Source organism: Nocardiopsis sp. YSL2 (assembly GCF_030555055.1).
GTDB lineage: Bacteria > Actinomycetota > Actinomycetes > Streptosporangiales > Streptosporangiaceae > Nocardiopsis.
In genome coordinates, this window is record NZ_JAMOAO010000001.1 from 2411720 (window position 1) to 2433286 (window position 21567).

Annotated in this window: 22 protein-coding genes and 1 pseudogene; 6 read left to right on the top strand and 17 right to left on the bottom strand. The window is 70.1% G+C overall.

The window, feature by feature from the left end:
- From M1P99_RS10500 to M1P99_RS10540, 9 genes and pseudogenes are all read right to left on the bottom strand, one after another.
- Nucleotides 1-210, bottom strand: coding sequence for an AlpA family transcriptional regulator (locus M1P99_RS10500; protein ID WP_179824540.1), 210 nt, complete (start codon nucleotides 208-210; stop codon nucleotides 1-3).
- A complete protein-coding gene (locus tag M1P99_RS10505; protein ID WP_304452469.1) occupies nucleotides 207-1895 on the bottom strand; it encodes a replication initiator in 1689 nt (562 codons plus the stop codon). The genes M1P99_RS10500 and M1P99_RS10505 overlap by 4 nt, the downstream gene beginning before the upstream one ends.
- 217 nt (nucleotides 1896-2112) lie before the next feature.
- Nucleotides 2113-3534, bottom strand: coding sequence for an FtsK/SpoIIIE domain-containing protein (locus tag M1P99_RS10510; RefSeq protein ID WP_304452470.1), 1422 nt, complete (start codon nucleotides 3532-3534; stop codon nucleotides 2113-2115).
- A complete protein-coding gene (locus M1P99_RS10515; protein WP_304452471.1) occupies nucleotides 3534-3785 on the bottom strand; it encodes a hypothetical protein in 252 nt (83 codons plus the stop codon). Before M1P99_RS10515 ends, M1P99_RS10510 begins: the two co-directional genes overlap by 1 nt.
- 104 nt (nucleotides 3786-3889) lie before the next feature.
- Nucleotides 3890-4294: a plasmid replication, integration and excision activator gene (locus M1P99_RS10520; RefSeq protein WP_304452472.1), complete on the bottom strand. Its 405-nt coding sequence runs from the start codon at nucleotides 4292-4294 to the stop codon at nucleotides 3890-3892.
- A 113-nt stretch (nucleotides 4295-4407) separates the two neighbouring features.
- A complete protein-coding gene (locus tag M1P99_RS10525) occupies nucleotides 4408-5148 on the bottom strand; it encodes a GntR family transcriptional regulator (protein ID WP_304452473.1) in 741 nt (246 codons plus the stop codon).
- 212 nt (nucleotides 5149-5360) lie between these two features.
- Nucleotides 5361-5792: a hypothetical protein gene (locus M1P99_RS10530; protein WP_304452474.1), complete on the bottom strand. Its 432-nt coding sequence runs from the start codon at nucleotides 5790-5792 to the stop codon at nucleotides 5361-5363.
- On the bottom strand, nucleotides 5789-6049 hold the full coding sequence (locus tag M1P99_RS10535) for a hypothetical protein (RefSeq protein WP_304452475.1): 261 nt from the start codon (nucleotides 6047-6049) through the stop codon (nucleotides 5789-5791). Before M1P99_RS10535 ends, M1P99_RS10530 begins: the two co-directional genes overlap by 4 nt.
- Nucleotides 6050-6657: 608 nt before the next feature.
- Nucleotides 6658-7437 (bottom strand): annotated as a pseudogene (locus M1P99_RS10540) (GntR family transcriptional regulator).
- Nucleotides 7438-7467: 30 nt separating this feature from the next.
- Here M1P99_RS10540 and M1P99_RS10545 point away from each other — a divergent pair.
- Nucleotides 7468-7932 (top strand): NUDIX hydrolase, encoded by a 465-nt coding sequence (locus tag M1P99_RS10545; RefSeq protein ID WP_304452476.1) that lies wholly within the window; start codon nucleotides 7468-7470, stop codon nucleotides 7930-7932.
- A gap of 25 nt (nucleotides 7933-7957) precedes the next feature.
- Here the strand turns inward: M1P99_RS10545 and M1P99_RS10550 are convergent, their stop codons facing one another.
- Both M1P99_RS10550 and M1P99_RS10555 read right to left on the bottom strand, forming a co-directional pair.
- Nucleotides 7958-8662 (bottom strand): TIGR02391 family protein, encoded by a 705-nt coding sequence (locus tag M1P99_RS10550; RefSeq protein ID WP_304452477.1) that lies wholly within the window; start codon nucleotides 8660-8662, stop codon nucleotides 7958-7960.
- Nucleotides 8663-9406: 744 nt separating this feature from the next.
- Nucleotides 9407-10522, bottom strand: a complete 1116-nt coding sequence (locus M1P99_RS10555; protein WP_304452478.1) for a M48 family metalloprotease — start codon at nucleotides 10520-10522, stop codon at nucleotides 9407-9409.
- 217 nt (nucleotides 10523-10739) lie between these two features.
- Here M1P99_RS10555 and M1P99_RS10560 point away from each other — a divergent pair, with 217 nt between their 5' ends.
- On the top strand, nucleotides 10740-11549 hold the full coding sequence (locus M1P99_RS10560; protein ID WP_304452479.1) for an alpha/beta fold hydrolase: 810 nt from the start codon (nucleotides 10740-10742) through the stop codon (nucleotides 11547-11549).
- Between the two features lie 60 nt (nucleotides 11550-11609).
- Here the strand turns inward: M1P99_RS10560 and M1P99_RS10565 are convergent, their stop codons facing one another.
- The 4 genes from M1P99_RS10565 to M1P99_RS10580 form a co-directional block, all read right to left on the bottom strand.
- Entirely contained in the window at nucleotides 11610-13157 is a 1548-nt protein-coding gene (locus tag M1P99_RS10565; protein ID WP_304452480.1) for a sodium:solute symporter family protein, read from the bottom strand.
- 159 nt (nucleotides 13158-13316) lie between these two features.
- Nucleotides 13317-13706, bottom strand: coding sequence for a RidA family protein (locus tag M1P99_RS10570; protein WP_304452481.1), 390 nt, complete (start codon nucleotides 13704-13706; stop codon nucleotides 13317-13319).
- 56 nt (nucleotides 13707-13762) lie between these two features.
- Nucleotides 13763-15115: an alanine racemase gene (locus tag M1P99_RS10575; protein WP_304452482.1), complete on the bottom strand. Its 1353-nt coding sequence runs from the start codon at nucleotides 15113-15115 to the stop codon at nucleotides 13763-13765.
- Nucleotides 15112-16377 (bottom strand): amidohydrolase/deacetylase family metallohydrolase, encoded by a 1266-nt coding sequence (locus M1P99_RS10580; RefSeq protein WP_304455651.1) that lies wholly within the window; start codon nucleotides 16375-16377, stop codon nucleotides 15112-15114. Before M1P99_RS10580 ends, M1P99_RS10575 begins: the two co-directional genes overlap by 4 nt.
- A 134-nt stretch (nucleotides 16378-16511) precedes the next feature.
- Between M1P99_RS10580 and M1P99_RS10585 the strand changes: the two genes are divergently transcribed.
- Genes M1P99_RS10585 through M1P99_RS10595 form a run of 3 tightly spaced genes read left to right on the top strand, consistent with a single transcriptional unit; the run spans nucleotide 16512 to nucleotide 19174 of the window.
- Nucleotides 16512-17669, top strand: coding sequence for a sugar kinase (locus tag M1P99_RS10585; protein WP_304452483.1), 1158 nt, complete (start codon nucleotides 16512-16514; stop codon nucleotides 17667-17669).
- A 39-nt stretch (nucleotides 17670-17708) separates the two neighbouring features.
- Nucleotides 17709-18455, top strand: a complete 747-nt coding sequence (locus M1P99_RS10590) for an IclR family transcriptional regulator (protein ID WP_304452484.1) — start codon at nucleotides 17709-17711, stop codon at nucleotides 18453-18455.
- Nucleotides 18452-19174, top strand: coding sequence for a bifunctional 4-hydroxy-2-oxoglutarate aldolase/2-dehydro-3-deoxy-phosphogluconate aldolase (locus tag M1P99_RS10595; RefSeq protein WP_304452485.1), 723 nt, complete (start codon nucleotides 18452-18454; stop codon nucleotides 19172-19174). Before M1P99_RS10590 ends, M1P99_RS10595 begins: the two co-directional genes overlap by 4 nt.
- Nucleotides 19175-19346: 172 nt before the next feature.
- On the opposite strand, the gene M1P99_RS10600 is transcribed toward M1P99_RS10595, so the two are convergent.
- Entirely contained in the window at nucleotides 19347-19934 is a 588-nt protein-coding gene (locus M1P99_RS10600) for a hypothetical protein (RefSeq protein WP_304452486.1), read from the bottom strand.
- A 111-nt stretch (nucleotides 19935-20045) separates the two neighbouring features.
- Between M1P99_RS10600 and M1P99_RS10605 the strand changes: the two genes are divergently transcribed.
- Entirely contained in the window at nucleotides 20046-20759 is a 714-nt protein-coding gene (locus M1P99_RS10605; protein WP_304452487.1) for a CPBP family intramembrane glutamic endopeptidase, read from the top strand.
- Between the two features lie 49 nt (nucleotides 20760-20808).
- Here M1P99_RS10605 and M1P99_RS10610 read toward each other — a convergent pair whose 3' ends face one another.
- Nucleotides 20809-21516, bottom strand: coding sequence for a hypothetical protein (locus tag M1P99_RS10610; RefSeq protein ID WP_304452488.1), 708 nt, complete (start codon nucleotides 21514-21516; stop codon nucleotides 20809-20811).
- Nucleotides 21517-21567 lie beyond the last annotated feature (51 nt).

A 21567-nucleotide genomic window follows, 5' to 3' on the forward strand; every position in this document is an offset into this window, starting at 1 on the left:
TTACTGGGATCGGACCCAGGCATGGACCTCGGCGGGCACGTAGCGGACGTACCGGCCGACACGGTAGGAGGGAGGACCGTCGCCCTTGTACCGCCATTCGTAGAGCGTTTTCGGAGGGACACGGAGGTAGGCGGCGGCATCCTTGACCGACCACAGGACATCGGCCCGACGCTGTTCGGGAACATCCACACGGGCCGTCGCTGCACTCATGCCACCCTCGTCTCTGGAGTTGCCGAAAGATCGTTCTGCCGAGCCCCGTCAAGTTGGGCACGGCGTTTGAGTGCTTCGCCGACCGCCCGAAGGAGCCGCTGTTCGCGGGGAGCAACGTCGGGATCAGTAGGCCGCACCAGCTCCCAAGCGAAGGAGCCCGAAGCGACTGACGCCAGGATTGGAGGCCGGTGGTTGTCCTCGTCGTCCTGGCCGTCGTCGGTGGGGTCGATGCCGAGCGCGTCCAGGACCCAGGCCAGCCGGTCTGCCTTGTGATCGGCCAGGGTCTTGCCCGACCACTTCCGGGAGACGAGCACCCGACGACCCGCGTAGCCCAGGTGTTCGCGTCGATGTGCCTTAAACCGACAGAATCCCGGGCGCATCCCGGCTTTGGCTTTCTCAGGCTGGATTCCGTAGCGGAGCCAGTTGGAGCACCGAGGCGAGCACGGCTCGAATCGGAGCGCGTCCAGGAGTCGGTCTACGTGCTGTTCCTGGCGAACCGTCTCGGCGGTGTGGCACTCGGCGATGTCCTTGGTCAGGTACTTCGCGAGGTAGCGCACACAGCGGTCAGCGTCCGCCGAGCCCGCGACCACTCCCTTGGCATCGACTTGTCGGCCGAACCGCGCCACGTGATGGGGTTCGGCATCGGGGCCCTCGTCCAGAGCGTCCAAAGCCTCATCCCAAGTGGGCAGGACTTCGCCTGTCGACGGGTCGACAAAGACACCTGTCGCCTCATCCCACTCGGGAAGGTGGTCACCCTCGAAGACGACACGATCGGCGTTGGGCCACCACACCTGGTGGTACGTCGCAGCGGCGATCTGCCGCAGCTCCGCCCGGGGGATCGTGCCCCGGGTAGCCATGTGCAGATGCGGAGCCAGACGCCGTTGCGGTTCCACGGCCGCGAAGTACTGCACGTCGAACCCGGCCACCCGTCGAAGGTTCTGCACGAACCGGTCGATGAGCTTGGAGAAGTGCAGCGCGTCCCGAGCCGCACGCCGGTAGTCGTACGTCGAGAAGTCCACCGGAGTGCCGTCCGAGCGCACCCGCCCGTACGAGTCGAGCGTGAGCGTGATGAACAGGGACGGCCGGAACACCTTCCCGGAGTTCGGATCGGTGAAGGCCCGCCCGACCGTCTTACGGGTCATCGGCCGTTTGGGAAGATCCGGGACGTCCTGACGGCGCTTGGTCGAGCGCACCCGACGCGACCCCGACGAGGAGGTATCAGCCGAGCGGGTGACCGAGCCCCGGAGTCCGGATTCCGTGATCTCCTCATCCAGATCCGCAATGACGGCGTCCAGTCGCGTCAGGTCCTCAGCCGACGCGGCACCCGTGGAGGCGAGCCGGTCCCGTTCGGCCGTCACCACCGCCCGCTGTTCCACCCACGCGCGCTGTTCCTCGGACGGCGGGTCAGGCTGCACCACGGGTTCGGTGGCCAGGTGCCAGCCCTCTTCGCACTGCGTCCGCCTCAGGGAGCGCTTCCGCTTCGCGCAGGCCGGACACCGGGATTCCAGCGTGGAGCCGCACGGGACGTCAATCACTTCGGTGGCACCGGTCGCGATATCCGTGCGTCGAAGGGACACCGGCCGGATGCACACGCCGTGTTCGGCGGCGACTTGTTCGGCGACCTCCCGGGCCAAGGGTTGCGCCAGCCGCTCAGCCCGTGTCGACTTACCGGTAGGAGTCGGCATCACACACCAACCCTTCCCCGACGAAACCGCCGACCGAAAGGGCACCCGTGCCGCTGATCCGATGGAGCGCCGTGGTGGGCTTCGGCGTGCCTTATCTGGTGGGAACACTCTTGCTCAACCACGTGAGCACCGTGTGGGCTTTCACCTGGACGGCGCTGTACTTCGCAGCCCTCTTCGGCTGGGCCGCACGGGAACGGCAACGGCGTGCACAAACGCATCAGGCCACCTCTTCCACTGACGAGGAACCCACGCCGTAGACGTCGATCATGGCGGTGATGTCCTCGTCCGAGACGTAGGCGGCGCGTACCCGTACCGGGGCCGGTGAGGTCTCCATCCGCACGTAGCCCACCCCGGGCAGGGTCGGGTCGATCAGGTGGGCGTTCGCGCCACGGTCGCGGGCACCCTCGCCGAGGATCATGTCGACCTGGGACGCCTCGTCCAGGCGGAGCGCGATCTTGTCCGGGAAGAGGTTGCGCAGGTTCATGACCTCTTTGCGCGGGTCCTGGAGTGCGGCCAGGACGGCGAAGCCGACCGAACGCCCCTGTGAGGTGAGGGTGGCGATGGCGTTCTCTGAGCGCTTCCGGATGTCGCGGTCGGGGTGGTAGGCGGTCAGGAACGCGACTTCGTCCAGGACCACCAGGACGAACGGGTCTTCCGTGGTGGGGGTGTGGGAGCGCCGGTTTCCCGCATACCGGGCGGCCCGGTCCTGCATCCGCGCCACGGCCAGTTCGAGCAGGGCTACCGCGGATTCACCGTCATCGGCGTAGTGAGCGAACAGGGCCCACCCGTAGGCGAGTTCCATGCGCTTCGGGTCGATCGCCCACACCTGCGCCGTCCCATCCGCCAACGCAGCGAGCATGGCTCGAATGGCGGACCAGATCACCGACCCCTTGCCCGCACCGGTCACCCCGGCCACCAGGACATGCGTGCCGTGCAGCCGCAGCCGCCACGGAGAACCGTCTTCCCTCTGGCCCACGTGGAGCCCGCCCAGATCCGGAACGTCAAGGATCGGCAGAGCATCGAGGGGTTCAGCCAGGGTGTCGCGCCGGGGGAACTCCAAGGTGATGTCCCTCGGCCCGTTCACGATCACCCGGCACGAGGGAGCGGCGAACCCGTGCGCCAGTTCGGCCACCCGCGTCTCGAAGTCCACCGGAGACGTCCCCGCGACAAGGGAGACCCGGACCCGGTCAGCCCAGGTGTCACAGGTGACGCGGCGGATGCGGGGGAGGTAGCGGCGTTCCTGGTAGGACTCGGCCAGCCCGGAGATCACCAGCACCGGTTGCCAGTGGCGCCGGTACACGAACACGTGCCGCCACCACGCCAGCAGGCGAAGCGTGACCCAGGTCCGGTAGGAGTCAGGCCAAGTCCGCCACCACACCAGCGAGGCGACCGCAGCCGTGGCCCAGAGCACGGCCAGGCCCGGCCAGTCCAGCCACCACCAGGCCGCGAACGACACGGTCACAGTGGCGACCAGGACCGGGAACCGGAACGGGAGGGTGACCAGGAAGCGGGTCAGCCTCCAGATCCAGGAGCCCAGGACGACGATGCCGGGGGTTTCCACGATCGGAGTCGTCCACCGCACTCCCTGAGCCGGAGTCGGCAGCGTCGGAGGGGTCTGGGCAGCGCCGATCTTCGCCATCACCGGTCACCGCCCATCGCGTCTTCGATCCGGGTCAGGATCCGGTCGCGGTCGGCGCGGGCGCGGGCAGCGGCCTTGGCCGCGTCCGGGTTGTGGTCCCGGTCCGCGAGCGTGGCGAACACACGGGCCTTGAAGTCGAAGAACTCGGCGCGCTCGGCGTCCGTGGCGGGCCGGGAGTCGACCGCGTCCAGGAACAGCCGGACCAACTGCGGACCGCTCAGAGTGGACAGGTCGGTGGGGTATTCGGACATACTGAAGACACCTCTTCACGGAGCTTTCGCAGGTAACGGGAGGGGTTTTAGGGGCGGCTAGGTGTTGGCGCACCAGGCCGCCCCGCTTACGTGTCAGGAGGCGGTCAGGCCGCTTCCTTGGCGGGGGCGCGACGACCACCAGCAGCGCCGGGAGCCTTCACGCCCCGGGCCCGTAGCGAGTACGCCACCCGGGGGCGACGGCCGTTGTCGTCGACGTAGGGCATGACCGCCATCGCCTCGAACGCGATCGGCCGGAACGGCAGCCCGGGGACCTCGTCGGGCAGGGTCGGGCACACCTCGGCGGCGACCTTGACCTTCACCGACTTGGACTTGCCCCGCGCCTCGGGGTCGGCATCGATCACGTCCACCGCCCACAACGGCAGACCGGTCTCCTTGTCCATCTGCGGACGCTTGGTCTCGAAATCCGTGATCGCCTCCACGCCCAACGCGAAGGCACCGTGCGGGAACACCGTCCCGAAGGACACCGGCAACGCACCCTGAATAGCCATCGATCAGCCTTCCACTTGATGATCACTCAACCACTTGTCCAGTCAAGTTGAGTTCAGGATAACCGGCCACACTTGATCGGACAAGTGGATAAGTGGCCGGTGTTCGCCCGCGTCTACCCCGCCGGGTAGGAGTCCTCCAGTTCGTGCAGGTCACCGGGAAGAACCACCTCGGCGACCGCGATCACTTTCTCTGAGGCGTCCAGTATCCGCGCGGTGATGCCGAGCACGGGAGTCCCCTCGTCCAGGCCCAGGCGCTTGGACTCCTCGTCCGTGGCCAGCCGCGCACACAGTCGCTCGGAGACCCGGGAAGGGCGCACCTGCTTGACCATCTGCACGTGTTCGCGTGCGCCGATGCTGATCGGCTGTTCGTCGCCCAGGTCGGTGCCGTCCGCAACGTCGAGGGGGAACCACAGGGTGACCAGCTCACTGGGTTGGCCGTCATCGAGGACCAGGCGTTGACGCCTGATCGCCGGGGAACCCTCGGGTACACCGACCGCCTCAGCCACGGCAGCGGGCACGGGAGTGCGGCCCGCCTTGAGAATGCGGTTGCTCTTGGCCTCCTCGGAGGCGTCGAAGGCACTGGCGCCGGCATGGGAGCGCTCGGAGGTCTGCTGCGGAACGCCCCGCACGAACGACCCGCGCCCGTGTTCGCGCTCGATCCACCCCTGCATGCTGAGGATCTGCAAGGCCCGCACCACCGTGGAGCGTCCGGCCCCGAACTCGCGCACCATCCGGGATTCCGAGGGAAGCATCTCCCCCACGGGGTACGTACCGTCTTCGATGCGCTCTTGGATCGCCCGCACGATCTGTACGTACTTGGGCGGAGCGAACTCCAGACTCGACATGTTGTCCACCTGGTGACTCTAGTACTCGTATGGTCGAGTAGCTTACTTGCGTGGTCTGGCCCTGTCAGCAGGTGGGGGCACATTTGAGCCCCGACCCGTGATCAGGAAGCACGGCGGGAGCACGCCGCTCGGGCGCACACGTCACCGTGTGAGGAAGAACGAGGCCCGCGTGCCCCGGTCCCCGGGGTCAGGTAGAGAGGGGCCAGAGCACGCGGGGGTTCTCAGAAGGGCCGCCAGTGCACGGCGCGTTCAACGGTGTAGACCCGCAGGTTGTCCACCGTCGCCCCGCACACCGCCCGGCGTTCGACCTCCACCATCGCGGCGGCGACCAGGACCACGTCATGCCGGGCCGCCTCGTCCGCAGAGGACAGCACCGGGGGCACGATGCGCCGGACGTGGTTGCACTCGGCCCCGTCGACCTCGTGACACAGCCCAACCACGTAGGTCATCAGCAGCCGTCGCCGCGTGACCGGTTCGGGCAGCACCCACCGATGCCGCTGGACCAGCGATGTTCCGTCCGGTTGCCGGGCCAGGGTCTCGTAGGTGATGGACTCCCAGTCCTCACACGCCACACGCACCCGCACACCTTGGGAACGGGCCCAGGTCATCAGGGATTCGCGGTCGATCACCGTGCCGCGTCCGTCGCAGTTCATCGCCGCACCGCCCCTATGGCTATGGCCATGCGCACCAGGTCACGCAACTCGGCCATGTCATCCAGAGCGGGGGACGGCTTCGCGATCTGCACCAGGAGGTCAATCCCCCGGCGGTCGTTCTCGGCCCGCTGAGCGGAGCGACGACGCTCCACGTGCGCGTAGGGGCCACGCACGAGGGAGTAGGCGCGGGGGTCGTCGCCGTCCATCACGATGGGTTCCGGAGCGGGCCAGACCTCCACCCGCTTGGGAGTCGACACGCGGAACGGCGGAGGGCCAGCACGGTGGTGCCTGCCGTGTCGGGTCGGTCGTATCAGAGTCACCAGCGCCCGAATCAGGGCGATAAGGTCTCTCACGTCAGCCTGCTTCCATCAGGTTGGCCGCGCCCCCGGATGCCTAGCCCGCGTCGCGGGGGTCTGCTGTCTATGGGGCGGAACCGCCGACGAACCGGGAGCCACCCGGCGCAGGAGTACGCGCCCCGTTTCATCACGAGTTCGTTCCGCTCCCTCGGCATGCCGTGCAGGGCGCCACACGGACTGCCGGTTCGCGTGCAGTGGAGGAGCGGACCACGACGAGCCGCCGTGAGCGGATCGATTTCCACCCGCGACCACGGCAGGACCTGCACCGCTTCGGAGCGGATACGGCGACGGATTCCACGAAGCACGCTCCCGAGGGGACTGGGGGTGGCAGCACCCCGCCGCTAGAGCAGGGGCACGCCGGTCACGTCAACGAACCCAGGGCCCACCTCTATATATGAGATGAACCCATCCACTCATGTACATGAGTGATGTAGATAAGAGTGACGTACTCCTGTACATGAGTCAACCCTCCGAGTCGAAGACGCCACCCCAGTGCGCCAGCAAGACCCTCAGTCCGTGGCCGGGATCCGATAGTCGAGCACGAACTGATCAGCGGCCATGATGGTGTCGCACACTTCCACGACACGCCCCTCGGTGGTCACAGCGTTGCGCGTCAGGTGAATGACCGGAGAGCCAGGACTGAGCGCGAGCGCACTCGCCTCCTGCTTGGTCGCCAGGCGCGCCCGCACCGTCTCGGTGTACTCCTCGAACTCGTGACCGTGCTCCTCCAGTCGCGCGTAGATGCCACCGCCACCGGGGTTTTCCTCGAAGAGCTCCGGGATGTCCCGAGCTACGTCCCACGGCAGGTAGGACGTAGCTTCCTCGGTGGGTGTGCCGTCGCTGAAGTAGAGCCGACGCCGAGCAAGCACCTTGTCGCCCTCGTCTACGGCCAAGCGCTAGGCGATGTCTGTCGGAGCCGGCACGGGGCCGATAGAGAGCACTTGGACCGTGGGCTTCACGCCCGCCTGTTCGGTCTCTGCGATGTACGCGGCCTTGCCCGCACGGCGATGGGAGCGACGGAACCGATCCGAGGACTTGCGTCTGACGGGCGGTCTGGACTTCACGAAGGAGCCCTTGCCCTGGTACGTGTCCACCAGGCCCGACGTACGCAACTGGGCTACCGCCTTGCGGACTGTGCCCGACGAGACGCCGTAACGCTCCATCAGCGTCGTCTCGCTCGGGATCTCCTCAGCAGGAGCCAGGCGGCCGGCCCGGATCTGCTCTTCGATGTCGTCCGCGATCTGGAGATACCGGGGCTTCGCCGACTTCGCCCCTACAGTGCTCGCCATAGTCCTTCTGTTCCTCCTATGCTCCTGTACATGAGTAACAGCACCGGAGACAAGCCGTCAACGCCGCTGCACTCCGTGTCCGTGGCAGGGGCAGTCATACGCGAAGACGGACGCATGCTCGCGATCCAACGCAGAGACAACGGCAATTGGGAGCCGCCGGGCGGAGTCTTGGAACTGAACGAGACTCCGGAGGAGGGGGTTGTCCGTGAGGTCTTGGAAGAGACCGGTATCCACGTCGAGGTGGAGCAGCTCACTGGCGTCTACAAGAACATGACCCGCGGAATCGTTGCCCTGGTCTTCCGCTGCAAGCCATCCGGAGGTGTTGAGCTTCCATCTTCGGAATCCGTGGCCGTCGAATGGGTCACGTCAGAACAGGCTGCAGAGCGGATGTCCGAGGCCTACGCAGTCCGCCTATTGGACGCAACTCAGACAAATCAGACCTACGTCAGGTTTCACAATGGAAAATCACTAAACAAACGCCACGAAGAAAAATGAGAGGCAAAAGAATCAAGAATGGGAGTCAAGAATTCGAATGAAAATCAGACTCAGATACCCACCTTGCAAAGACGCTAAAGGAAGATAGATATTCCATAGCTTCCTGCTCCCCCCAGTTCGTAGACTCCTTATGAGATGCAGGATTCCTGATAGCCTTGAAACATCCTACCCCATAGAACTTTACTCCCTCCTGAAGACTCCTCCAGGTAGGGTCATTTTGATCCCCAGGCATCCAGAGCCGAGGCTTACCCGCCTCAGGAGGCTTTATATCGAAGACTTGCATAACCAAATCTGATTCAGATATATCCTTCCTGCCAGATTTTTGCTGGATCCTCGCATTGATCGAACGGGATGCAGCGTTCACTGCTTCCTGATACGCAGATGCAAGCCAAAGCTGCTCTGCAGAACCCCAGACCCACTCATGCAGGTGCCCAGCACTAGCAACAGGACCATCTGGGGCAAGGGCTCTTTCCATCTCTTCAAAATTCTCACAAATCCCTTTTGCCCCCAACGCCTGATCTCTCAATCCTCTCCAATAATCTATGGGGCCCAGTTCATCATCCCGGACAATTGGTTTAATTCCACAAGACTCAATCACCTTGCGGACGACTATTTCATGGGTTAGAAACTTAATTTCATTAGTACGCCAAATTATGCCACCATAAGACAAGTTATCCACGTCGACAATGTCATTGGCTGCCTCGATAAATTCACTAAGTCGAGATGCCATCCATCGATAGTCCAATATCTCAGTCCTTTTCTATTGCCGAGTTCATCTATATGAGATCAAGGCGACGACGCGAGCGCCGTCGCAGCGGCCTTCGGCCGCCGCTCGGGCTGCGGGCTGCCGCCCGGTCCCGAGCGCACGGCCGTAGGCCGCACTCACACAACGTCTCTCGGACAGGCCCGTACGGTGAGCGGGAACAGAGCTGCCCAATCTGTCCATCGTGGCGCAAGACCCAGTCTTCTGTCAGGGCATTTGGTCCCAATGGTTGATGGCGTGCTCAGGTCCCGGGGCACCCGATGGCGCGACACCGACTGTCTGTGGTGGCCGGCCCCGGCGCCATCGGGCACCCCGGACCGAAGATGATGGTTGCCGAAGACCGGGGCTGAGGGAGCATTGCTCAGGTGTGCGCAACAGGCCAGCTCACCGGGGGCGGACCTGCTGTGGCGGGGGTCAAGAGCGTTGCACATTCAGTGCACATGGCTCCGGGAAGGTGCCGGAAGCGGTGGGAAGCGATCGGGACGAAGACCGAGGTCAGCAGCGGTTTCCGAGGTCGACCCACAGGCCACCGGAGGCCCCCGGTACGGGAAGAGGTCGTGGGTTCAAATCCCGCCACCCCGACGAGCACGAAGGCCGGTCCTACGGGACCGGCCTTCGTCATGTTCGGGACCGGTCGATGTGTCGACACATCGCCAACGCACGGAGCCTGGACCACCCGCCCTGCCAGCACCCGGCTGGGCTGTGTCGACTTCAGGTGCGGGACAGGCGAGCGGACATTCTCTGCAGGTGGGAGACGCGCACAGCCACGGGTGGGTGGCTGGAACGCAGTCGGGACCAGAGGCCGTCCGTGCGGCGGGGCCGGTCGTTCCCGGCCTTCCCGGGTCGGGGGAACGGCAGGATGGCGAGTGGGGACACGGCGTGCAGGCCGCGGAGGTCCTGGTCGGGGGACTCCGGGACGGGTTCGGCCATCCGGGTGAGGGCGGCGGCCAGGGTCGAGGGCGCACCGGTGAGCTCGGCTGCCGCGCGGTCGGCCGCCAGCTCCCGGCGCCGGATCAGCCGGAGCACGACGACGCGGCCCGGGAAGCTGACGGCGATGTAGGCCAGCAGTGCCACGATGAGCGCCGGGAAGAAGACGACGATGCTGCTCACCCACAGCGTGCCGCGCGCCAGGCCGGCGGGGACGAGGACGGCGATGGCGAGCCAGCGCGGGAAGGGGCGTGCGAGGTGGTGCTCCGGCACTTCGAGTTTGCCCTGGGGGCCGTCGAAGCCGGGCTCCCACGCGTGGCCGCACCGGTGCGCGAGAACGCAGAGTCGGACGTCGATCCAGCCGAGGCCCAGGAGGACCATCCCGGGAACGGTCAGAGCCCACTGCATCGTCCCCATGACGGTCGCGAAGGTCAGGACGCGCTGGTCGCGGTGCGTCAGGTGGGCGAGCTCGTGGGCCAGGACGGCCTCCAGCTCCCGGTTGTCCAGTCGTTCCAGCAGGCCCCGGCTCACGTAGACGGTGTCGGGCTCACCCCGGGGCGTGTAGGTGACGGCGTTGGGCCGGTCGGCGTCGTACCGGCGCAGGACCGGCTTGTCCTGAGCGCTCAGCGCGCACAGTCGGTCGACGATGGCGTGCAGCCGGGGCGCGTCGCCGGGTTCGATGAGGACGGTGTCCCGCGAGGGCGAGGCGGCACCGGGTCTGAGCCACTGGAAGACCTCGGCCCCCACCAGGGAGACGGCGGTCGGGACCAGCCCCCACCACCACGGCTGGCCGAGCGCCCAGAACACGGCACAGCACAGGGCGGCGTAGCCGGCCGAGGCGGCGGCGACGAGCAGCCACGCGCCGAGCACGGGCCAGGAGGACCGCACGCGGGAGAACATGCCCGAGAGCGTAACAAGGCAGCCTCGCACGGCCCCGCACGGAGGCGCACTTCCCCGACCGGATGCGGGCCGGCCGGTGCCGCGGGCGGGTCGTCGGATCACCGTCGATGGGGTTTAGCGCCTCCCGGGCCAGGAAACATCGTCTGACCAGGCTCTCTGCGATCACACCTGCGTTCCGGGGCCTGCGCCGACGCACGGCGGGCACGGGGAGGTCGGCATGGGTGAGCACATCCGCACGAGTGAGCTCGATGTCTGGACCGAGCAGGTCGGCGAGGGGACGCCCGTCCTGCTCATCGGGGGTTTGGGGGACACCGTCGAGTCGTGGCAGGCCCAGCTCGACGGTCTCGCGGACCGCTACCGCCTGATCGCCTTCGACAACCGCGGGGCGGGGCGGACGGCGATGCCGGAGGGTCCGCTGTCCGTGGAGGTGATGGCCGACGACGCGGCCGCGATGCTCTGGGCGCTCGACGTTCCCTCCGCGCACGTGGCCGGGTTCTCGGGTGGCAGCCTCATCGCCCAGGAGGTGGCCCTGCGGCACCCCGAGGCCGTGCGCAGTCTCGTCCTGCAGAGCACGTGGCCGGCGATGGACCGGTACCTGCGCTCGTGGGCGCGGTTCATCCGTTGGCTCGTGGCGGCGGCGCCGAGCGAGCGGGCGTTCCTCGAGGGCTTCTTCCTCGACATCTACACGCCGCGATCGCACAACGACGGGACCGTCGGCCGGATCGTCGACGAAGCGCTCGCCTTCCCCCACAAGCAGTCGGTCGAGGACGTGCAGCGCCATATCGACGCCTTCATCGAACACGACGCCTCGGACAGGCTGCCGGAGATCGCCGTGCCGACTCTCGTGCTCGCCGGCGGCCGCGACACGGTCACGCGCCCATCGCTCGGCCGGGGCGCCGCCCGGCTGATCCCCGGAGCCCTCTTCGAGGTCTTGGAGGAGGAGGCCCACCAGCCCTTCCAGGAAGTGCCGGACGTGTGGAACGCGCGCGTCGACGCGTTCTGGAAGGGCGTGGAGAACCAGGTCTGAGGCCGCCCCGCCGCGCAGGCCGGGGCGGCCTCAGGGATCCCGCGTTCCGCGTCCGGGCGGTCAGCCCTTCGGCCGGTCCTCGGCCGTGGCCGTGCTCCCGGCACCGGGCTCGGCGTCGGTACCGGATCCGGCCTCGGCGCCGCGGACCACCGTGCCGACGTCGAGTGCGGCGCGCTCCTCGGCGAGGCGGCGCAGTGCCTCCTCCCCCGTCACGGTGGTGCGCGGCGTGACCAGGCTGACCACCACACCGGCCACCAGCGCCACCGTCAGCGAGGGGATCACCGCGTTGCCCCAGAAGGCACCGAGCGACTCCACGTTGTTGACGACCAGGGCCGCCGCCGAACCGCCGAGCATCGCCGCGATCCCGCCCTGCCAGGTGGCGCGCGGCCAGAACTTGCCCAGGAGCGAGGCCACCAGCAGGCCCGTGAGCACCGTGGAGATCATCAGGGTGATGTACTGGATGATCGTCGTGGCCAGCAGCGCGAAGCCCAGGGCCAGGCCGAGCACCGCGACCAGGGACCACCGCGAGGCGCGGACGAGGTTCTCGGCCTTCGGGAGCCTGCCCGTGACCACCTGTGCGACGTCGCGCATCAGGATGGTGACGCCGACGATGGCGTCGGAGTCACCGGAGGACATCGTCGCCGACAGCCCGGCGACCAGCAGGAACGCGCCGACCCACAGCGGGAACAGGGTCGTGGCCAGGTACGGGAACGCCATGTCCGGGTTCTCCAGGCCGGGCGCCAGGCCGCTGGCCGACATTCCGGCGATCGCCGGGAGGAGGGAGAAGGCGGCGAAGAGCACCCCGGCGAGCAGGAAGCTGCGCCGGACGGTCCTCACGTTGGCCGCGGAGTAGATCCGCTGCCGGTAGGAGGGCGTGGCCAGCACGCCGACGGCGATGACCAGGGCGAGCGACACGGCGGGCAGCGGCCCCAGGGCCTGGACGCCGAGCATGGAGGCGGCCTCGTCGGTGACGCCCTCGCGCAGGCCGTCGAACCCGCCGACGGTGACCAGGGCCAGGACCGCCAGGACGGTGAAGCCGAGGAAGAGGATGGTGCCCTGGATGGCGTCGGTGATGACCACCGCCAGGTACCCGCCCACCACGGTGTAGAGGCCGAAGCCGACCGCGATGACCACCTTGGCCAGGTTCTCGTCCATGCCGGTGAGGAAGGACAGGTACATGGCCCCGCCCATGATGTGTGCGCCCAGCCAGCCCACGGAGGCCAGGAACAGCAGGACGGCCACGACGCCCTTCACCGCGCGGCTGGCGCCGTAGTAGTAGCTCATCTCCTCGGCGAAGGTCATGAAGCCGTGCTTGCGCACGTCGGAGAAGAGCCACAGCAGCAGGAAGATGCCCAGGGCGCCGCCGATCCCGTACAGCGCGCCGGCCCAGCCGTTCTGGTAGGCGAAGCCGACCGCGCCCAGGCTGGATCCGGTGCCGACGAGCGTGGCGAGGGTGCTGCCCATCACCAGCGGGGTGCTGAGCCTGCGTCCGGCGAGGAGGAAGTCCTCTCCGGTGCTGGTGCGCCGGGCGACCCACCAGCTGATGCCGAGCATGAGGAGGACCGCGAGGAGGAGGGCCACCAGGTAGCCCATGTGGGATTCGATCATGGCAATGGTCCAAAGGTGACGGGGGAGTGACGCTCGGTGACGAACGAGGATTCGGCCTCGGCGTGAGCGTGGGTTGGGTGGGGCCCGCCCGGCGCGGTGCCGGGTGGGCCCCGGTGGGATCGTGCGGGATCCCCGGGGACTCCTGGGTACGGAGGGGGCCTACTCGGCGGGCTTGTAGAGCACCGCGTCGACCTCGATGAGGAAGCCGGGCAGGTCCGCCTGGATGGTGGTGCGGACCGGCGGTTCGTCGCCGAAGTACTCCTGGAAGATCCCGTTCATCGCCTGGAAGTCGTCCAGGTCGCGCAGGTAGACCCGCGCCTGGACGGCGTCGGCCAGGCTCGAACCGGCGGCCCCGGCCACGGTGGCGAGGTTGTCGAAGGTCGCTCGGGCCTGCTCCTCGAACGGGCCGTCCACCAGTGAGCGGTCGGTGCGGTGCGGGGTGGCGCCGGCCAGGTACACGAAGTCCCCGGCGATGACGGCGTGCGAGTAGGGGCCGCCGGGCGGTGCGGCGTCCGGGGTGGTGATGACCTGCTTCTTCTTCTGTGCCATGTGGGTGCCCTCCTTGGGTGTGCGTGCGTGCGGGGCGCCGGTCGTCGCCGACGCGGTCAGAACAGGGTGCGGACGGCGTCCACGACCCGGCCCTCGGGGTCGAGTACCGGAATCAGCGGCCACTTGTCGAACACCGTGCACGGGTGTGACAGCCCCAGTTCGACGATGTCGCCCACGTCGGGGGCCGTGTCGCCGGTTCCGGTGAAGTCGAGGAACCCGTGGTGGTCGTTGAGCTCGACGACGCGGGCGGCGCCGTCCAGCGGGATCCGCCGGTCCCCGCGCAGCAGGGCGCGGGGGACGGGGAGGTCGATGTCGAAGGAGACGTCGCGCTTGCCGACGCCCAGCAGCGCCCGTCCGGGCTCGGGCCGGGACAGCACGCGTGCGTGGCAGCTCAGCGCGGGGCGCAGCGGGTCGTCGGCCGCGGCGGAGCGCAGTGGTGAGGCGCGCTCCATGAAGAGGTCGTCGTGGGTGAGGTAGCAGCCCGACCGGATGATCCGCCGGATCGGCAGTGACAGTTCGGGCGGGGAGGACAGGGCGTCGGCGACCAGGTCGGGGTAGCCGCTGCCGCCCGCGGTGACGATCACCTCGTCCGCGCCGTCGAACAGTCCCTCGGCGTCGGCGCGGCGTGCGACGTCGAGCAGCCGGTCGAGCCAGGTGCGGACCCGCGCGGGCGAGTCGTCGTCGCGGCGTTGCGGGAACACTCCCTCGAAGGCCTCGACCCCGGCCAGGGTGAGGGCCGGGCAGGCGGCGATCCGGCGAGCGAGGTCGAGGGCGTCGTCGGGGTCGCGCACGCCCGTGCGCCGTCCCTCCACGCCCAGTTCCACGAGCACGGGGAGGGGGCGGGGGGCGTCGGCCAGGGCCGACTCCATGATCCGGACACCGGCGGCGGAGTCGGCCAGGCAGAGCACGTGGAAGTCCGGATCGGCCAGGGCGTCGGCGATCCACGCGAGCTGGCCCTCCTCCACGACCTCGTTGGCGATCAGCACGCGCGGTGCGCCGAAGGACCGCATGGTGCGGGCCTGGGCGGTGGTGGCGGCGGTGAGGCCCCAGGCGCCCCGGTCCAGCTGCGCCGACCACAGGTGCGGCGACATGGTGGTCTTGCCGTGCGGGGCCAGGTCGGCGCCCTGGTCGGCGCACCAGCGCGCGAAGCGGTCCAGGTTGTGGCGCAGGGCCGCCTCGTCCAGGGTGACGGCGGGCAGCCAGAGGTCGCGCAGGCGCAGGCCCGCGGAGCGGACCGCGGCGGCGGTGGTGGGGCTGTCCGGCAGGGATCGCGCGTCGACGGGCGCGGCGTCCAGGGCGGCCAGGGGCGCGCAGGGCAACCCGGATCCGGCCAGAGGGGACGGCCTCGGGGCCCCGGACTCGGACGTGGTCACGGCCGGGGGCTCGGGTGGATGCGTGTGGTCGGTCATCGCTGTGCTCCCGTGGGGCGGGGGAAGGGTTCGTCGAAGTCCTCGGGCCGGTCCAGGCGCTGGACAGAGGCCCGGACACGTGACCGGCGCTCGTCCTCGGCCCGTCGCTGGGCGTCGCTGAGCGGCACCCACACCGGCGGGGCCGCGGCGGCGTGCGGTTCGAGCAGGCGGCCCGCGGCGTAGGTGGCGGTGTTCGTCAGCCGCAGCGGCGCGTCGCGGACTCCGCCGTGCACGTCCACCGCGGGGAACGAGCCCCGCTCCGCGTCGAACACCGCGATGTCGGCCCGCGCGCCGACCGCCAGGGTCCCGGCGTCGAGCCCGAGGGCGCGTGCCGGGCGCACGGTGGCGGCCGCGATGGTCCGGGTCAGGTCCATCCCGGCGGCCATGGCCTTGCCCATCACGGTCGGCAGGTCGAACGCCGGCCCGTACACCGAGCGGATGTGCAGGTCGGTGGAGACGACCGGGTCGACCCCAGCGGCGAGTTCGGCTTCGAGCACGTCGAAGTCGAAGGCCCCCGACCCGTGGCCGAGGTCGAAGACCACGCCGGAGTCGCGCAGGCGCTTGAGGGCGTCGGTGGGCCGTCCGTCGACGACCAGGTCGGGGGCGACCCCGGTGGCGCAGTGGGTGAGGATGTCGCCCTCGCCGAGGAAGGGCTCGACGTCGGCGAGCCCGGGCGGTCCGTAGCCGATGTGCACCATGAGCGGGCGCTCCAGCCGACGGGCCAGTGTCGCGGCCCGGCGCAGCGGCTCCACCCCGTGCTCGCCCACGGTGTGGCGGTCGATGCGGGCCTTCACCCCGCGCACCAGGTCGCCCTGCTCGGCGGCGACCGCGACGGCGGCGTCCACGTCGAGGTTGTCGAGGGCGTGGTGCTCGCCGGTGCGGCCGACCAGGCCGAGCCCGGAGACGTTGATCAGCGCGTGGACCCGGAAGGGCGCGGGCTCGGCGACGGTGCGGCGCAGGCCGTCCATCGCGTAGGCGCCGGCGGATCCGGCGTCGACCCACGTCGTCACGCCGGTGCGCCAGGCCAGTGCGACCGGGTCGAGTCCCCAGTAGGTGGCGCCGTGCCACAGGTGGGTGTGCAGGTCCACCAGGCCGGGCAGGACGAGGCGGCCGGTGGCGTCGACGGTACGGACGGCCTCGGCTTCCGGGAGCCCGGGGGCGACGGCGGCGATCCGGCCCGCCCGCACGGCGACGTCAGCGGTCCCGTCGTGCCCCGAGTCGGGGTCGATGACGCGGCCGCCGCGCAGCAACAGGTCCCACACACCAACCATTCCCTTCGATGCTGCGCTATACGCAGCACTGTTGCATATCTGCCATCGCCAGGAATAGCATTCGGCAGTGCCGCAGGTCAACACCCCCTGTGACGCCGACAACCAACGGGAGGTCGTGGGTGAACATGCCGCAGCGGACCGAGGACGAGCCGCACTCCTCCTCGGTCCACCCCGGTGGCGCGCCCGAACCGCTCGACGCCGTGTGCGTGGGCGAGACGATGGCGCTGCTGATCCCCGACGGACGGCAACCGGACGAACCCGGCGCCGACCGGCCGTCCCGCGCCTCAGGCACGGGTCCCGATTCCGGCACGGGCCGCGCGTCCGGCACGGGCCCCGGCCCTGACAGCGACGGCCCGTGTGCCCCTCCCCGCTTCCACGCCGAGATCGGCGGAGCCGAGTCCAACGTCGCCGTGCACCTGGCCCGCGCCGGTCGCTCGGCGGCCTGGCTCAGCGCTCTGGGCGACGACCCCTTCGGCCGCCTCGTCCGCTCGCGCCTCACCGACGCCGGCGTGCGCTGCGTCGCGCGCACCGACCACGAACGCAGCACCGGCCTCTACATGAAGGAGCCGCGGCCCGAGGGGACGCGGGTGCGCTACTGGCGCCGCGACTCGGCCGCCTCGACCCTCGGCCGAGCGGACGCCGCGCAGGCCTGGCGGCTGCGGCCCCGCCTGGTCCACACGTCCGGCATCACCGCGGCCCTGTCCGCCTCCGCCGACGGACTCGTCGAGGAACTGCTGGGCACCGCCCCCTCCGGCACCCTGCGCAGCTTCGACGTCAACTACCGGCCGGCTCTGCACGGCCCGGGCAACGCCGACCGGCTCCTGGATCTGGCGCGCCGCGCCGACCTGGTCTTCTGTGGCCTCGACGAGGCCCGGTCGCTGTGGGGCGTGACCGACCTCAGGCGGCTGCGCGAACTTCTGCGCGGCCCGGAACTGCTCGTCGTCAAGCAGGGCGCGGAGGGCGCCACGGCCGTCCGCGGCGACCGGTCGTGGTTCCAGCCCGCCCCCAGGGTCGAGGTCGTCGAACCGGTCGGCGCCGGTGACGCCTTCGCCGCCGGGTTCCTGGACCGGTTCCTGGACGACGCGCCCCTGCCCGACTGCCTCGCCGAGGGCGCGCGGCTGGCCGGGACCGTCCTGGGCATCCACGGCGACATCCCCTCCCATCCGGTGGCCGCCCCCGCCACCCGCGACTCCCGCGACTCCCATGGCGTGGCCGGCTCACGTGGATCCCACGCCTCCCGCCCCGCCTGGGAGACTGTCTCCGGCCCCGACCTGGGAGCCTGACCTCGGGCCCGCCCGTGACGACCAAGGGGAGAACAACCGGTGTCCAACAGTGTCGAACGCGCCATGCGGATACTCGTGGAGCTGGCCGACGGCCCCACCACCATCAGTGAGCTCGGCCGCCGCCTGGACGTGCACCGCACGACCTCGCTGCGCCTGCTGCGCACCCTGGAGGAGCAGCGCTTCGTGCGCCGCACCGACGACGGCAGCTACCAGCTCGGGCCGCGCATGGCCACGCTCGCCGCGGCCGCGCTGGAGGGCCTCGACATCCGGGGCCTGGCCGCGCGGCACCTGCGCGACCTGGGCGCCTCGACCGGCCAGACCATCCACCTGGGGGCGCTGGAGGGCGACCGCGTGGTGTACCTGGACAAGGTGGAGTCGCGGCACGCCGTGCGGATGTACTCCCACATCGGCGCGCTGGCACCGCTGCACGCCACGGGGATCGGCAAGGCGATCCTCGCCCACCTGCCGGAACGCGAACGCGACACCCTGCTCGGCGATCCCCCCTTCGAGTCGTGCACCCCGAACACCCGCACGGACCGGGCCGCACTCGACGAGGAACTGGCCCGCACCGCCGCGCGGGGCTGGTCCCTGGACGACTTCGAGCACGAGGAGTTCATCCACTGCGTGGCCGCGCCGGTCTTCGACGCGGCCGGGCGAGTGGCGGCGGCGATCTCGGTCTCCGCGCCCAGCATGGTCCTGGACCGGGCCGACCTGCTCGCCCTCACCGGAGACCTCACCGCCACCGCACGCGACATCAGCGAGGAACTGGGTTGGAGCCGCACATGACCGACACCCCGAACACCCCGGGCGCCACCGCCGACGACGCGGGCACCGCGGGCACCGCGAACACCACCGGGCTCCGGACCGGGGTCCAGGGCGTCCCCCTCCCCGGGTGGGCCGACTTCTTCGCCGACGGCCTGACCCCGGTACCGCTGATGCTGATCCTGCGCGGCGCCTCCCCCGACGACGCGGTCGCCGCGGCCCGGCGGGCCTGGTCGGCCGGTGTGCGGCTGGTGGAGGTCACCCTGGAGAGCGAGTCCGGTCTGCCTGCCCTGGAGGCGGTCGTCCGTGCCGCCGAGGGGCGCTTCCCGGTCGGCGCGGGGACGCTCACCACCCCCGCACGGCTGAGCCGCGCGGTCAACGCCGGGGCGCGCTTCGGTGTGGCGCCCGGGCTCGATCCCGACACCGTCGCCGCGGCCGAGCGCCTGGGTGTGCCCTTCCTGCCCGGGGTCGCCACGCCGACCGAGGCGGGCCGGGCCGTGCGGCTCGGCGTGACCGCCGTCAAGGCGTTCCCCGCGAGCATCCTGGGCCCGGCCTGGGTCTCCGCGCTCGCCGGACCGTTCCCGGAGCTTCGCGTGGTGGCCACCGGCGGCGTCGACGCGCGGAGCGCTCCCGACTACCTGCGCGCCGGAGCCCTCGGCGTGGGTGTGGGCCGCTCGTCGGCCTCGGGCGGCGCCCTGGCCGAACTCGTCCCCGCCGTGTCCCGCCGGACCGCTACCACGTAGGCCGACCGCCCCGGGTCCGTCGGCCTGTCGGCCCTGACCCGGCCGCGGCCGGGTCACGGACGCCCGCAGGGGAGCGGGACCGGCGTTCCGCTCCCGTGGCCGAGTGGCGGGTCAGGACACCACGGGCCCCGTGAGCCGTGCCGGGGGTGCCCGCAGCGGGTCGGACCTCTGGCTAGACCAGGCCCTCGACCTCTTTGTTCAGGAGCGCGCCCCGGCGGAGGAACTCCGCCGCCGAGGCGAGGCCGAGGCCGAGGAGCAGTGCGCCCACCGGCCAATCGACCAGCGGTTCCACGGCGGCGCCCCCGACGGCGGACAGGTCGGCCCCGCCCACGACCGCGTGGGCGCCGGCGACCCGCAGTCCTCCCACGACCGCGCCGCCGACCACGACGGCGGCGGCGCACACACCGACCCGGCGCGCGTTCACGGCGGCGAAGGGGTCACCCGTGCGCAGTGAGCGCACCACGCGCAGCAGCAGCGTTCCCACGAGCACGATCAGCACGGCCACGAGGAGCGAGGGCCCCATCGTCCACGCCCGTTCGGCCGTGGTCGGGTCGGCCACCGTCAGATCGGCCGTGGCGGTGCCGGTGATCGCGAACCCTCCGCCGGAGGACACGGACAGCGCGGCGGCCGGTACCTCGACGGGCACGACGAGGTGGTCCGCGACCAGTGTCCCCGCCGCGGAGAACAGGGCCAGGAACACTCCCAGCGCCACCGCCAGGAGGGCCGTCCACTCGAACGCGCGTTGACGTATGACGCTCACATCTTCTCCCGTACTCGCACTCAAGCCCTATCGACAATCGATAAGCTTAGCTCTAGTGTATCGATTATCGATAAGAGCACCACCCCCCGAACGCGAGCCCCGGAGACTCCTGTGACCGAAACCGCCCCTGCCCCCACTCCCGCCCCCGCCCCCGTCCGCTCGTCGGCGATCTTCCTCGCCGGAACCCTCGTCTGCTTCGTCGTCCCACCGCTGGCCCTCGGTCTACTGGTCCGGGACTCGCCTCCGCCCCTGGCCCTGGTCGCGGTCGCCCTCGCCGAACTCGTCTCGGCGGTGGTCCTCGTGTTCTGGTGGCTGCGGCGCAGGTCCCTGGCACCCGCCGACGTCGGTCTGACCTCGCGCCACTGGGTCCGGGACGCACTGTTGGGCGCGGCGATCGTGCCCCCGCGTCTGTTGCTGGAGGTCGGCGTGCTGATCCCGATGGCCGGGGGCGCCGAGAACCCGGGGGTCCAGGAGGTCCTCGCCTACGCCTCGGCCGGCGTCGCGGCCCTCGCCGCCACACTGGTACTCGGCGTCGTCGGCGGCGGTCTGGCCGAGGAGCTCTACTTCCGCGGCTTCCTCCTGGGCGCGCTGCCCACGGCCTTCGTCCACCGCAAGGCCGCCCTGTACGGGGCGGCGGCGGTGTCGATCCTCCTCTTCTCGGTGCTGCACCTGCCGACCTCGGGCCCCGACATCGCCGCCATCGTCCTGGCCAGCGTGGTCTACACGGGCCTCTTCCTGCTGACCCGCCGTCTCACGGCGACCGTGGTCGCCCACTCCCTGTGGAACGTGTCGGCCGTGGTCACCGTGCTGGCCGTCTACGGGTAGGCGTCCGGACCGGGGGCGGGGGCGGGTCCTCCCGGGGACGGCCCGCCCCTCACTCCAGGACGGTGACCGCGCGTTCGGCGATGGCGACGAGGGTCTCCTCGTCCCCGGTGAAGTCGGCCCTTCCGGTGCGTGTCTCCCAGGGCTCGTGCGCCGAGACCTCGACCAGGACGCTCTCCACCCTCACCAGCACCTCGGACCGGCTGCCGGGCTCCTCACCGTTCTCCACGGAGTGCGACACCACGGCCCCGTCGGCGATGTCGAGCTCACGGGATTCCAGGACCTCCACGCTCCAGTGCTCCCCGTCGAAGCCGTCGACCAGTTCATTCCTGCGCAGTTCGAACTCCACCTCGGCGGCCGACTCGTCCACCTGCGGCTCGCGGTCGCCGTCCGCGGGCAGCCGGAAGCCGATCCTGAGGTGCCCGGGAGACCCGTCCGAGAACTCGGCGTGCCATGAGCACGAGGATCGCTCGTCGGCGAACGACGCGGAGGGCAGACGGGCCGAGACGGCACCGAGCTGCGACCGGGACGCGGCGGCGCAGGGCTCGGCGGGCAGCTCCGCGTACTCGGGTTCCGGACCGGCCATGCCCTCTCCGGAACCCAGGACGATCGAGCCGACGACCCCGGCCACGGCGGCGTAGGCAGCGAGCGTCGCGGCCGCGGTGATCACCACGACGCGCCCGGTGCCGCCCCTGCGCGGTGGCGGCGGCGCGGGGGGTGCCGGGGGCTGGGGGTACTGCTGCGCTGGGCCGTCGTACACGGCGGATCTCCTGTTCTGGGCGTCGTCCGGGCGCTGTCCGACGCGTTGGGG